The organism is Sulfurirhabdus autotrophica, assembly GCF_004346685.1.
GTDB lineage: Bacteria > Pseudomonadota > Gammaproteobacteria > Burkholderiales > SMCO01 > Sulfurirhabdus > Sulfurirhabdus autotrophica.
Genome location: NZ_SMCO01000003.1, coordinates 57816 through 70973, shown reverse-complemented (window position 1 = coordinate 70973; position 13158 = coordinate 57816). Strand labels below are relative to the sequence as shown.

Annotated in this window: 14 protein-coding genes and 1 riboswitch; of the genes, 9 read left to right on the top strand and 5 right to left on the bottom strand. The window is 44.6% G+C overall.

The annotated features are described in order from the left end of the window. Window positions 1-42 precede the first annotated feature (42 nt). The gene (locus tag EDC63_RS05650) at window positions 43-807 is read left to right on the top strand and encodes an alpha/beta hydrolase (protein ID WP_223248232.1); all 765 of its coding nucleotides are present in this window, start codon (window positions 43-45) and stop codon (window positions 805-807) included. On the opposite strand, the gene EDC63_RS05645 is transcribed toward EDC63_RS05650, so the two are convergent. Then, window positions 800-1651, bottom strand: coding sequence for a C1 family peptidase (locus tag EDC63_RS05645; protein ID WP_124945969.1), 852 nt, complete (start codon window positions 1649-1651; stop codon window positions 800-802). The two genes, EDC63_RS05650 and EDC63_RS05645, sit on opposite strands and share 8 nt — an antisense overlap. Window positions 1652-1735: 84 nt before the next feature. Next, a complete protein-coding gene (gene sodC / locus EDC63_RS05640; RefSeq protein WP_189836500.1) occupies window positions 1736-2260 on the bottom strand; it encodes a superoxide dismutase family protein in 525 nt (174 codons plus the stop codon). A gap of 186 nt (window positions 2261-2446) precedes the next feature. On the opposite strand from sodC, the gene EDC63_RS05635 reads away from it, so the two are divergent. The 7 genes from EDC63_RS05635 to EDC63_RS05605 all read left to right on the top strand — a co-directional run bounded on the left by EDC63_RS05635 (window position 2447) and on the right by EDC63_RS05605 (window position 10796). Then, window positions 2447-3004 (top strand): histidine phosphatase family protein, encoded by a 558-nt coding sequence (locus EDC63_RS05635; protein WP_124945970.1) that lies wholly within the window; start codon window positions 2447-2449, stop codon window positions 3002-3004. Between the two features lie 85 nt (window positions 3005-3089). Then, the gene (locus EDC63_RS05630; protein WP_124945971.1) at window positions 3090-3359 is read left to right on the top strand and encodes a hypothetical protein; all 270 of its coding nucleotides are present in this window, start codon (window positions 3090-3092) and stop codon (window positions 3357-3359) included. A 428-nt stretch (window positions 3360-3787) separates the two neighbouring features. Continuing rightward, window positions 3788-4480, top strand: coding sequence for a VPLPA-CTERM sorting domain-containing protein (locus EDC63_RS18735; RefSeq protein ID WP_223248233.1), 693 nt, complete (start codon window positions 3788-3790; stop codon window positions 4478-4480). A 159-nt stretch (window positions 4481-4639) separates the two neighbouring features. Further along, the gene (locus EDC63_RS05620) at window positions 4640-5311 is read left to right on the top strand and encodes a VPLPA-CTERM sorting domain-containing protein (protein ID WP_124945972.1); all 672 of its coding nucleotides are present in this window, start codon (window positions 4640-4642) and stop codon (window positions 5309-5311) included. A gap of 264 nt (window positions 5312-5575) precedes the next feature. Beyond that, window positions 5576-5662, top strand: a riboswitch (cyclic di-GMP riboswitch). 153 nt (window positions 5663-5815) lie between these two features. After that, a complete protein-coding gene (locus tag EDC63_RS05615; RefSeq protein ID WP_124945973.1) occupies window positions 5816-7576 on the top strand; it encodes a S8 family serine peptidase in 1761 nt (586 codons plus the stop codon). Window positions 7577-7898: 322 nt separating this feature from the next. Continuing rightward, window positions 7899-9380, top strand: coding sequence for a helicase HerA-like C-terminal domain-containing protein (locus EDC63_RS05610; RefSeq protein ID WP_124945974.1), 1482 nt, complete (start codon window positions 7899-7901; stop codon window positions 9378-9380). Between the two features lie 204 nt (window positions 9381-9584). After that, window positions 9585-10796: an HD-GYP domain-containing protein gene (locus EDC63_RS05605; RefSeq protein WP_124945975.1), complete on the top strand. Its 1212-nt coding sequence runs from the start codon at window positions 9585-9587 to the stop codon at window positions 10794-10796. A gap of 17 nt (window positions 10797-10813) precedes the next feature. Here the strand turns inward: EDC63_RS05605 and EDC63_RS05600 are convergent, their stop codons facing one another. Then, complete coding sequence (locus EDC63_RS05600) at window positions 10814-11044, bottom strand: hypothetical protein (RefSeq protein WP_223248234.1); 231 nt, start codon at window positions 11042-11044, stop codon at window positions 10814-10816. 259 nt (window positions 11045-11303) lie between these two features. On the opposite strand from EDC63_RS05600, the gene EDC63_RS05595 reads away from it, so the two are divergent. Next, window positions 11304-11789 (top strand): surface-adhesin E family protein, encoded by a 486-nt coding sequence (locus EDC63_RS05595; RefSeq protein ID WP_124945976.1) that lies wholly within the window; start codon window positions 11304-11306, stop codon window positions 11787-11789. Here the strand turns inward: EDC63_RS05595 and EDC63_RS05590 are convergent. After that, window positions 11740-12342, bottom strand: coding sequence for a DUF4202 domain-containing protein (locus EDC63_RS05590; protein WP_124945977.1), 603 nt, complete (start codon window positions 12340-12342; stop codon window positions 11740-11742). The genes EDC63_RS05595 and EDC63_RS05590 overlap by 50 nt on opposite strands. A 130-nt stretch (window positions 12343-12472) precedes the next feature. Then, window positions 12473-13084 (bottom strand): hypothetical protein, encoded by a 612-nt coding sequence (locus EDC63_RS05585; RefSeq protein WP_124945978.1) that lies wholly within the window; start codon window positions 13082-13084, stop codon window positions 12473-12475. Window positions 13085-13158: the final 74 nt, after the last annotated feature.

Sequence of the window (13158 nt, the reverse complement as noted above, 5' to 3'; positions counted from 1 at the left end):
GCTCCGCGGATCAGAGAGAGCAGAACACCAGAAAAATATGGTTTGTCCTACCAAGAAGTTAAAATTCAAACTGAAAATGGCAAGCAGTTATTCGGCTGGTTTATACCTGCTTCGAAAACTCAATCAGCCCCAGCGATAGCCGTAATACATGGCTGGGGCAGCAACGCTGAAATGATGCTGCCGCTGGCAAAGCCCTTCCATGAAGCTGGCTATGCCATGTTGTTTTTTGATTCGCGAAACCATGGCCAAAGCGATAGTGATGCTTTCTCCTCATTGCCGCGTTTTGCTGAAGATTTGGAGCACGCTTTAAACTGGCTGGCAGAACAGTCGAATGTTGATGGAACGAAGCTGATTGCGATGGGTCACTCAGTAGGTGCAGGGGCAGCGTTGCAGGTCGCTTCCCATCGCCATAACCTTGCTGCCGTTGTAAGTATCTCGGCATTTTCGCACCCGAAAAACATGATGCGCCGGATTTTAGCCAGTAAACATATCCCGTATTTTCCTTTGGGACAACTGATTTTGCGTTTCGTCGAATTCACGATAGGCCATCGTTTTCGTGACATTGCGCCATGTAACACGATCCAGCAAATAAATTGTCCCGTCTTGCTAGTTCATGGAGAGGATGATCGGACTGTTCCAGTGGTAGAAGCGCATGAAATTTATGCGAAACGCAAAAGTAATCATGTTCGCCTCCTTATCCTGAAAGGCGACCATGATTCCTCACATCAAATAATCAAACACACTGCCGAATTAGTGAGTTTTGTAGATCAGGCAATGAGGGATTTAGAAAAACGCAGGATTATTTGAATAAATCAGTATCGATATAATCAGCTTTAACCAGCGACCAGAAGTCCACTGCCAACCCACTTTCCACATAAGCATAAGGTAGCCAGCCATATCCCTGCATTCCCCAGCTTGTGCCCCAGGAGTTGCGGATCAATAATGCGCCCTTATTTTTACCTATCACTTTGGTGTCGTTAAATCCCACTGCAACAATCGCATGGCCGCCCAGCACTGATTCACCTTTGAGTGGATAAGGAATCTCACCTTTGCCATCACCGCTTGGCGGAATCGAGCTATATACAGTAAACCCAAACATGCAGGGTAAGTTGGCAGCGAGATTGTTTTTGATCGCTGTAAGCAGTTGGCTTGTCGACGTACCGGGAGGATCTAACCGGTAATAATTCAGCGCTTTGTAGTTTTGGGCGAAGGCATAGCAAAATGCTGGTGGTTCCTCATCATATTTGGTCACTTTATAGGGCCAATGTGTTTCTGGCGGGACACCAAACAACACCATTGCCTTCATGGTGGCGCGCAAATGAGCGCCCTGATCTCCCGTCCAGCCAAGCAGGTTGCGCGTAGCTTTATAAAGAAACAGGCGGGAACCATCCAGATGTTTGCCAAATGCGCGGCGCTCAAAATACTCCAGCAAGCCTACTCCGGCATTTGCAGTGCAAGAACCAATGTTGCCTTGATCTTCAATAGGTGAACACCACTGCCGTAAATCGATAGATGCCGGCATTTTTTTTATGGCGGCTTGCAAGCGTTTGGATTTTGACAGGATTTTTGCTACATCATCTGCTTGCTTAGTGTGGTCACGAAAATCGGGAAGGTCGCGTTGCCAACCCATGCTGAGTTCTGGTGTATACATATTGTCCTCCAGTTAAAATATGATTACTGCGTTGTTGCAACTACGTTTAAAAATCAACTAATTCAGTGAATAAAAAAAATCATGTTATTTCACAATTCCACATACCATGCGAGAGCCCCCGCCCCCCAGTTTTTCAGGGTGGTCAGCATGATTGTCGCCACCCGCATGAATCATTAATGATCGGCCTTTCAAATCGGCAAGTTTCAGGCGAGGAGCAAGTGCGGGATAATTTGCTTTGCCGTTATCTGTAACATATAGAGCGGGAAGGTCGCCCAAGTGGCCTTTGCCGTATGGGCCTTCATGCTTGCCTGTTTTTTCAGGGTCATAATGTCCGCCAGCGCCCAGGCCACCTACCATTTTTCCGTCCTTTTCCTTTGCAGAACAATCAGCATTTTCGTGAACATGGAAACCATGCAAACCGGGAGTTAAATCACTTAAATTTGGCGTGAAAATCACGCCATATGGTGATTCAGAAGCAGTCACTGAACCGACTGATTTGCCTACACCATTGCTATCAACCATATTCATGGGTATAACAAGCTCATCCGCAACAGCAAAATGAACAGATAACAGTAAAGTGATAGCTGTCAGGCCAAGCATTTTATTCATGGATAATCCTCTTGAAAAATTTGAAAGAGCGAGTTAGAAACTAACGCGTTATCCTGTTATAGGACATTATTTGAATGTTACAAGCGCGCCATGTGGTAGTTTTAGACCTGAAACCATTGGTTGTATTAGATCGGTCGCTGTAAAATTCAATAATTTTGTTGAAAGTTTTTTGTGGAATTGAAAAAGATGCCCAATAAAACCCTCTATTTTGTCCGCCATGGCGAAGCGGATTTCAACCTTATGGATCGGGTCAATGCTCATCCTGAAGTACGTAATAATCTGACAGTTACAGGAAAGGAGCAGGCAGCATGCTGTAGTAAAGAATTGCCCCAATCTAATATTGATGTGATTTATTGTTCCGAATTTCCCCGGGCAAGGCAAACTGCGGAAATAATTAACAAACGTTTCGAGGTGCCGATTATAGAAGACAGCTTGATCAATGAGACCGGTGCTTTTGCATTTGAAGGAAAGCCAACAAGCGCATGGCATGCAGCACAAGTGCCGGACAGATTAAGTGCGGTAGTGCCTGATTGTGAGTCGTATGCAGATATGAAGCGACGGCTGATTACTTTTCTGAATAAAATGCGATCAATTTCAGCGGAGCATATCGTGGTGGTTTCACATGAAGAGCCAATTCAAGTGATGGTGGGTATTTTAACGAATACATCGGATGCAGAGGCGAGATCCAAGGTCATTAGCCATTGCTACCCGATTAAATTGGCGCTACCGCAGAATACCCATTGAAATGGGTGTTTTATATCATTAATTAAGCGAATTAAACTAATGCTCTGTAGAATATAGCATCTCGATTTAATATGGATAGCAAGCGATGAAAAGAACTGATTTGGCTAAGGAATTTGGTTTGAAAATTAACAGGAAGTTGAGTCAGGCCGGTACACCAGGACGCTTCGGTAAAGAGGCTGCTGTAGTGCTGGATCGACGTGAACAACGCAAGCAGGATCAGGCACTGGGGTTGGTGCCATTTGCCGTAAAGCTGAATAGTGATCTAGTGAAACAGATGCAGGAGTTGGCTGAGGAACGCCAGACAGGATTGAATGAGTTAGTCGCTGAGTTGTTAAAGAAAGGGCTGGAAAGCTGATAAATTTACCAGAGTATAGGAGCAACGTTTCTAAAAACGCTGCAAGTATTTATTGCGTGCGCTGAAGCGCGTAAGGAATAGCCTCATTAAATCAAGCTGACAGGCTAATCAGCCAGTTATTTTATGGTGTCGAAATATTTTACAGTTTTACATTGGCATAAATAAATGAATCCTGTTTGCTTCATAACCTGAAAGCCAATGAAGCAGGAATAAACTGCTTGAATTGCGGTTTGCTATGACAATTTTTGTTGTCGATATATTTTACAAAGTCCAATCGTACTATTTATTTTATTCATTAGAATCATATTGATAGTATTTTGGTATGATAATTGCTTCATTGTAGTACTGATAGTTTGTGTTGAGTCTTTGTTTGTAAAATGGACTCATTAAATAAGAAAGATAAATCTTAATATGGATGTGGGGATCGAATGAAACGTATTGCGAAACTTCTGGTATGTTTAGGGTTAGCTTGGGGAATGAACGCTCAAGCATCTACGCTGAGTTTTTTCTGCATTACGCCTAGCGTTTCTACCGATTGTGGTATTGGACAGTCTCAGCTTACAGTTGATGTAATAGGCACAACTAAGGGCGTAAGCTTTACTTTTTATAATAAAGTAGGATCGAAATCATCCATTACCGATGTTTATTTCGATGCCGGTACTTCTTCTCTAAGTGGCTCTCCTTTACCAACGATCACTGATAGCGACGTTGGTAATCAGACTAATGTAGTGTTTTCGTTAGATGCTAATCCAGCAAATTTGCCTGGTGCCAATAATATCACCCCACCTTTTAATGCTTCGACGTCCACTGCTTTTACGTCTGGAGCAAATGCTGGTAATGGCGGAACAACGAGTCATGGTGTGAACGCAGCTTCTGAATGGCTGACTTTAGACTATGCATTAAAAAGTGGCAAAACACTTAATGATGTTCTGTTAGATCTAAGTAACGGTAATCTACGTCTTGGTATTCACGTAACTGGGTTTCAGGATGGCAACAGTGCTAGCTTCGTTAATAACCCAGGGCTTCCTCCACAAGTGGTTCCTGTACCAGCAGCTGCTTGGTTGCTTGGTTCTGGCTTGATTGGTTTGGTGGGCTTGGCTAGAAGAAGAGTCATTCAGTAATTACCCTTTAATTTCAGGTTTGTTCATTAGAATCATATTGATAGTGTTTTGGTAGGATAGTTACTTTATTGTAGTACGATAGTTTGTGTTGAGTCCCTGTTAGTAAAAAGGACTCACTGTAATTAGAAGTATAAATCTTAATATGGATGGAGAGATCGAATGAAACGTACAGCGAAACTTGTGGTTTGCTTAGGGTTGGCTTGGGGAATGAATGCTCAAGCTGCTTCTGTTACTTACTACCTCGACCAGTCCAATGCATTGTTGGATGGAATTGGTTATGTAAAAGTTACCGTCTCTGATTCAACGACTAATGCTGGAGATATTGATTTTAAGGTGGAAACTACTTCTGCTTTTAGTACTTCTCCGATTGGTATTGGAACCAATTTTGGTCTCCAGGCGTTTGGCTTCAATCCAACAATGGCGCTTTCCAGTTCAAATATTTACAATCTAAACACTTCCTGGTCTGTTGGGTCAGGTAACCTGGATGGTTTTGGCTCATTTTCAGTTGCAGAAACAGGAACTGGTAATTCTCGTCTGGATCCATTGACCTTCTCCATCAATATTGCTGGGGATAGTATTAGTAGTTATGCAAATCCTTCAACTGGTACAGCTGGAAGCTGGTTTGGTTCTACTAATCCTTTTTTCGCTGCCCATGTGGCTGGGTTTACCTCTAATCTGAGTGATGCTAATGGAATGGTAACCAGCGCATATTTTGCTGGTAGCACAACCACTCTTCCACCTAATTTGGTACCCGTCCCTGCTGCTGCGTGGCTGCTAGGATCTGGCCTGATTGGTTTGGTAGGGTTGGCAAGAAGAAAAGCAGTTCAGTAACACCTCGTTGCTAATTAGTGAAATAAAAAGCCGCAATAGCGGCTTTTTTATTGTGTAATGCATCAATTTACTAAAATGTTGCAGAGTGGCAGGGTATGAGGGTGCTGTGAATATAATAGCAATAAAATTACAAATCATTAATCCCACAAAGAATTATTTTCTGAGATACTTCTTCCAAGCAATTTTGTAAACAGTGATAATTTTTTTAAACCGCTGGGTTATCTGACCCAGACAGTAGTCATTGTCTAACGAAACTGCAGATTGTCCTGAAAAAGGCAAACCACCCGAAAGGGTGGGGCGCAAAGTTACCGGTCTAACGGGGTTTTCCCCCACGACAGCGGGACTGCCAGGCCAGGTGTGTACAGTAAGTTATTTGCACTGTTCCGCTCAATTTAGATGTTTCAGCCACTGCGTATACGTTGCTGGCTGTTGAGCGTTCTATTGGCTAAGCATTCCCCATGTCACAGGTTTCAAGATGGAACCTGATTTAATGAGGAGTTGCAAATGAGCCAGTCCAAGCAGTATCTACACGTTTTCCCCCATAATTTGTTGTTCACGTTGCTAGCGGGAGCAGGTCTCTGCCTGGCTGCCAATCCTGTGTCTGCTATAGAACCTGGTGCCGACTGGGTAAAGGGCAGAATTCTTGTTCAACCCCGTGCAGGCCTTGATGCCGCTGAATTTGAAAAGGTGCTGAAGCCACACGGCGGTCACGCATTGAGAAAAATTAAAGGGGTCAATGTTCAAATTGTTGAACTTCCCGGTAATGCGTCAGAAAAGGCTGTGCTAAACAGTTTGAGAAAACATAAGAATATCAAATTCGCTGAGCTGGATTACATTCTTCATGCAGAAAAAACGTCAAATGACCCCTATACGCCAAATGAGTGGCACTTGAATAAAATGCAGGCAGGCAGTGCGTGGGACATCAGTCTGGGAAACGGAATTACAGTAGCCATATTGGATACCGGTGTTGATGCGACCCATCCTGATTTGGCAGGACAGCTCGTTCCTGGCTGGAACATGTATGACAATAATGCAGATACAGCTGACGTCTATGGGCACGGAACGATGGTAGCCGGGGTAGTAGGTGCTGCCAGTGATAATGCGATTGGTGTGAGTTCTTTTGCCTGGCAGGCTAAGATAATGCCAGTACGCATTAGTGGCACAGATGGCATGGCCAGCATCAGTACAATAGCCAACGGTCTGATTTGGGCTGCTGATCATGGGGCGCGGGTTGCCAATATCAGCTATGCCGTGTCAGGTTACGCTACGGTCCAGAATGCCGCTCAATATATGAAAAACAAGGGCGGGGTGACAGTTGTTTCAGCGGGTAATAGTGGTGCTCTGGACAGCTCTCTTGCTGACGACACAATGATTTCCGTTTCTGCAACGGATAGTAATGATGTGAAAACCAGTTGGTCTACCTATGGCCCATTTGTGGATGTTTCCGCACCGGGTGCAGGTATCTGGACTACAACCCGAGGTGGCGGATATAGTGCCGTTTCAGGTACTTCATTCTCCAGTCCTGCCACAGCGGGTACCGTTACGTTGATGTTGGCAGCTAACCCGCAACTTAGCCCTGTGGATGTGGAAAACCTGCTGAAAACCACTGCGGTTGATCTTGGCACTGCCGGGTGGGACCAGAACTATGGATATGGCAGGGTGAATACTTTTGCTGCGGTGCAGGCTGCTGCTCTATCAGTGTCGAGAGACTTGAGCGCGCCAGTGGTAGCAATCGGTTCTCCAGGAAATAATGCGACCGTATCAGGGTGGGTTTCTGTTGATGCCTCTGCATCGGATAATGTGGGGGTGACGCATGTTGATCTGCTAGCTAATGGTGTTTTGGTTGCTAGTGATAACGCTTCGCCATATGCATTCTCATGGGATTCAACAAAGGTATCGGATGGTGAGGCGCAATTGGTGGCTTATGCTTATGACGCAGCAGGTAATTACAGCGCTTCACCCGTTGTAATGGTGAATGTTAAAAACGCTGTTGATATTACACCTCCTACTGTGACTATTTCCAGTCCGATAAATGGCAGCAAAATTGCGACGAAGGTTTTGATATTAGCCGAAGCAAAAGATAATGTTGCTGTTGCCAATACCAGCCTTTACATAGATGGATTGCTCGCAACGACTGTCACTGGAGGCACTCTTTCCTATAATTGGAACATGCGCAGAGTGAGTTCCGGTACCCATGTAATCAGTGTTAAGGCTGTGGATACCAGCGGTAATGCGGCAACAAGTTCCATACAGGTTATTAAATAAGCTGAAGGGGTAAAAAGCCAAAAGGGCCAGGTTAACGACCTGGCCCTTTTTTTTTCGCTCAATTTCTCACTGGATGCCGATCATTCAAATCTGGGTGATTCTGTCGGTCTAGAGTTTCCTCCTAAAATGGCTGAGAAATTGAATTTGAGTCATCTTCATATCTATTGAAAAGCAAGGCAGATAAACGCGATAAATGCAGAATCAGGATGCAAGTCTGAACAATCGTAAAACGGGTGACGCAATTGGTATGGTTCGCCGCCTGTATGGGATAATGATATGATAATCAGAAGGAAATAAATTTGATGATTAATTCGGAGATGGCATGTCGGATCCTATACTGATTGCAAAAGGAAACAAGGAAGTTTTTCTGCTGCCAAAAATGGCGAATCGACACGGCTTGATTGCAGGTGCAACTGGTACGGGAAAAACGGTTACGCTTCAAGTGCTAGCTGAAAATTTCAGTCGCATGGGCGTGCCAGTATTTATGTCTGATGTAAAAGGTGATCTTTCTGGTATTAGTCAACCAGGTAAAACCCACCCAAAAATCACAGAGCGTGTTGAAAAAATGAGCCTCACTGACTACGTTTTCTCCTCTTGTCCGGTCACATTCTGGGATGTTTTTGGAGAAAGGGGGCACCCTGCCAGAACAACAGTGTCGGAATTTGGCCCTCTTCTGCTCTCACGCATGCTTAACCTGAACGATACCCAATCTGGCGTAATGATGCTGGTCTTCAAAATTGCTGATGATAATGGGATGTTGTTGCTTGATCTGAAAGACTTACGTGCGATGTTGCAGTATGTGGGGGATAACGCGAAAACATTTACTACAGACTATGGAAATGTTTCTGCAGCCAGTATTGGCGCTATTCAGCGCGGGTTGTTAAGTATTGAGCAGGGAGGTGGAGATAAGCTGTTTGGTGAGCCGGCGCTTAATATTAGCGATATCATGCAAACAGATAACCAGGGCCGCGGAATGATCAATATTTTGTCAGCGGACAAATTGATGCAGTCCCCAAGCGTCTATTCGACTTTCCTGTTGGGATTGTTATCGGAACTTTTCGAAAATCTGCCGGAAATTGGTGATCCTGAAAAACCACGGTTAGTGTTCTTTTTTGATGAAGCCCACCTTTTGTTCAAGGATACGCCATCAGCTTTACTGGATAAAATTGAACAGGTTGTAAGGCTGATCCGTTCTAAAGGGGTCGGGGTGTATTTTGTCACCCAAAATCCGGATGACATTCCAGATAATATACTTGGCCAACTGGGTAATCGAGTTCAGCATGCATTGCGTGCATTTACGCCGCGTGATCAAAAATCCGTTAAAGCCGCTGCGCAAACGATGCGGGCCAATCCGGATCTGGATGTGGCAAGTGCCATTACAGAGTTGGGCGTGGGGGAAGCTTTGGTTTCTACCCTGGATGAAAAGGGCAGGCCAACAGTTGTCGAACGAGCCTTGATTGTACCGCCACAAAGCCAGATTGGTCCGGTTGACGAAGCTACCTGTCAGCAACTGATTAGAGCTTCAGTACTTTATGGGCATTATGAAGCAGAAGTGGATCGGGAATCTGCTTATGAAGTTCTTAAAGCGCGAGCGGAGCAAGTTGTGAAGGCTCAAGAAGAACCAGCAGAGACCGGGGGAATGTTGGGCGGCATGTTTGGTGGGAGCAGCGCGAAATCAGGACGTAGCAGGGAAGGCGTGGTTGAAGCCCTGGCCAAGAGTGCAGCCCGTGCTATTGGGAGCCAGTTGGGCAAACAAATTTTACGCGGAGTACTTGGTGCTATTATGGGAGGGAAAGGGCGCTAATATGCCACACAGCTGAAGAAACCAAATGTTATTCAGAATTGCCGTAATGTTGATTTGAATACTGGAATTGATGAGTTGAATATTCAGGCATAGACTAAACATATAAGCTGAGTGTTTTTCAGAGATAATAATTGACCCTATGAATTAATTGGCACATAAGGGTTATTTTATACGCCAGATGTTGGCTTTGGGATTGGTTGGTTTATGCGAAAAAAAATTAACGTCAGCGATCTGAAAACCGGGATGTTTGTCGATGAGTTTTGCGGGAGCTGGATGGACCATCCGTTCTGGAAGTCCAAATTTAAGCTTTCGGAGCAAAAAGACCTAGTGACAATTCAGAAAAGTGGTGTCCATGAGGTATGGATAGATACTTCAAAGGGACTGGATGTGCCCGCTCAGGTAAAAGAGGTTTCTGTTGAGGAAGCTAAGCAGAAAACAGATGATATTCTGCTGCAGGCAGTAGTTAAAAAAACGCAAGAAAAAGCCCGTGTTTCTCTTGATCAGGAGATGGATCGAGCAAAAAAAATTCAGGGCAAAGCCAAGCAAGCAGTGATGTCCATGTTTCAGGAAGCACGAATGGGAAAGGCGTTGCAGCTTGGAGAAGCGACTTCGCTGGTGGATGAAATTAACCAGTCTGTTTCCCGTAATCCTGGTGCACTATTAAGTCTTGCAAGATTGAAAACCAAGGATGACTATACCTACCTCCATTCTGTTGCAGTTTGTGCGCTCATGATTGCATTAGGTAAGCATATGGGGATTGAAGGCGATACCTTGAAGTCATTGGGGATGGCAGGGTTACTTCATGATGTGGGGAAAATGGCGATTCCGGATGATGTGCTGAATAAACCAGGTCGCCTGACGGATCAGGAGTTTGACGTGGTTAAAACCCATCCTGTAAGAGGGTGGGAAGTTTTGAAAGCGTCCTATGGTGTGGATGAGATAGCACTTGAAGTTTGTTTGCATCACCATGAGAAAGTGGATGGCAGCGGCTACCCGGATAAATTATCAGGCAATGACTTGCTGCTTTTTGCGCGTATGGGTGCCGTATGTGATGTATATGATGCCATTACTTCTAACCGTTGCTATAAGGCAGGTTGGGCGCCCGCGGAGGCATTGCGTAAAATGGCTGAATGGCAAGGTCATTTTGATCCGGTGGTGTTCCAATCTTTCGTCAAAACGGTGGGAATCTACCCAACAGGTACTTTGCTTAAGTTACGCTCCGGCAGATTGGGCGTTGTAACGGATCAGAGTGAAAGTAGTCTTTTGAAGCCGTTTGTTAAAATCTTTTTTTCTACACGGTCACAAGCGCCTATTGCGATGGAAATTCTGGATATGTCGCGTTCTCAGGATGCTATTGAGTGTGTAGAAGATCCGGCTAAATGGGGACTTGATCTTAAGAGAGTAACCGGTATTTGATAGGGTTAGGAGCGGATTCACTTCTCACGTATCCGCGTTAGACTGTTTTCCCAATCTGGGTTTTGGATATCATGCCCAATTTTTTTAATTCTACCCACTTCATTTTCATACCACCCGATATCATGCTGGTTTGGATGGGCTTCATAGGCCCACCATGCACCATCTTCATCTTGAGCAATCCAGTTGGCCCAATTTGGTATAACTGTGAAAATGTCTTTTAACTCAAACATATTATGCGGTGTATTCATGTCGGCAGTTTATTGTTATCTGTCAGTGCTTTCTTTTACCACAAGCGTATTGGGTTTGGTTAGAATGAATGCTTACTTTTTGGAGAAAGTACGATGCGCTGGCGCGATTTAAGACGAAGTGGTATTGAACAGATGGAACGCGGTATTAATCCTGATCCTGGTAGATGGGCCTGAGATTAGGCGCTGCAAGCCTGATTGCTGTCGTGGTATGGCTAACGCAACAAGTATTCAATTTATATAAAGCCATGGGGAGGCAAGAATGAGTAGAGTTTTTTTTAACCTGGCGATTTTGTTGTTTCTTTTTGGTGTCAAAACGGCACATGCAGCAGAAGAGTGGGTGACCATTACCACAAACACTCCCAACATCACTTTTTCTGTTGATAAAGGGGATGTTAAGCAGAATGGAGAAAATGTTGAATTTTGGGAAAAACTGCAATATAGGGAGCCAGAGATCATTGATCAGGCTTCCGGTAAAAAAATCAAAGAGAAAAAGGTACGTCGTATAATCAATTGCAAGGAGCGAACGCAAGGGTACAGTTACGGGATAACCTATGCCGAAGGCGGTCGCTTTATTACGTCAATTTCTCTTGAAGCCGCGCAGATTAAAATGGACGCAATTCCTCCCGGCACAATTGCCGAAGAGGAATTCGCGATGGTTTGTCCAAAAAAGGAAGCCCCAGGAAAAAAAGCCCTGATTACCCTACCGCCTTCAATATCAGCGGAACATGCGCCGGAGGCAAATTAAGTGTCAGTGCAAACTTATGCCCTTCCGGAGACATTTTTCTCCAGGTTTTCTGGATGATATCAATCCATTTTGCTTCGTCATAATGGCTATATTTTTTGACAAAATCATCCATGTAATATTCCAGGAAAACCAGGTCAACTACGTCTTCCAGTAATTGTGTTTCAGGATTACGCTTCAGGCCTTCCTTGCGCAACAAAGATTGCACGCGAGTGATCATTTCATCATCATAGCCAGCCTCGCGCATGATATTACCGGCTGTTTCAGCATGAAATTTTTGCAGATCGGTACGCCATTTTTTGTATCCTTCAGGCGTAGCAGGATAATCGGTACGCGCGCTTTTCCAACGCTGAATGTGCTGGCAACGGACAGCAAGCTGAACCGCTTCAGATGCCTCTGGTGCAAATCGTTTCAACATGGCGCTCATACGTTGCGCGTAAAGCAGTTCCTTGGGGTGTTCTGCCCCTTCGGAAATTTCTTTGTTTGGGTCTTCTGCATTGGCAGCGTCGAAGCCCGCAATCGCCTGGGCGAAGCGTTCAGTGGTGTTCGTAGTCAAAACAGCTCTCCTTGGTTCTTTAAATCAATGTCCGACTATTTTACATGGTTTTATCTAAATCGTTTACGAACATCAAAATAGTAAACTGGGCCAAATTCGTGGAGCGCGGGTAACGCGCTTGTATGTTGCGCTAACTATCTGTATTTTTATTCTTCTTTCTTTCGTTGGCAAGTTCAGTCCGGAACTGATTGAGTTTGGTTTGGAAGTCTGTTGCATCGCCATAGTCAAGAAACTGCGCATAGCGAGAGTGTGAATGCAGTAATTTACTGGCGTGTTTAATAGGGCAAAAATACTGTTCGGTACGTGCGATAATTTCACGTGCATAGGCCATGAGACCATTAGCATAGGAGCAATACAGGCAATGGAATTTTTCAATTGCATTCAGATATGACAGGTGCTGATGGTCAAAGATAATGAATTGTGAGCGCCGGACCTTCGGGATTTTGTAAATGGGAAAACAAGTCAGTTGATAGATTGTGACGGTCATATCCAGAAAAACCAGCGGGATAATCATGCCATAGATGATGGGCGCAGTGAGATAGTTTAGGGGGGGGACGGTTAAGAACCAGCGTAAAATGCCTAATTTCAACCGCTGGTGGGCTTCTTTGATAGCGCGTTCAAATTTGACGCGCTTGCCTTCGATGCGGTACCGCATTTTGGCTTCCTGCTCAAAAAGCGCAGTTCTGAGCTCGTCTTCAAGGGTTGATATTTGGTTGAGTATATGTCTTATGCGTTCATTCATAGCGCTCCAGTGCCGGTTTCACCCAGAAAATATGTAAAATTCTCAAATGATTTTGCTCTTTTTAACAGTTTAAG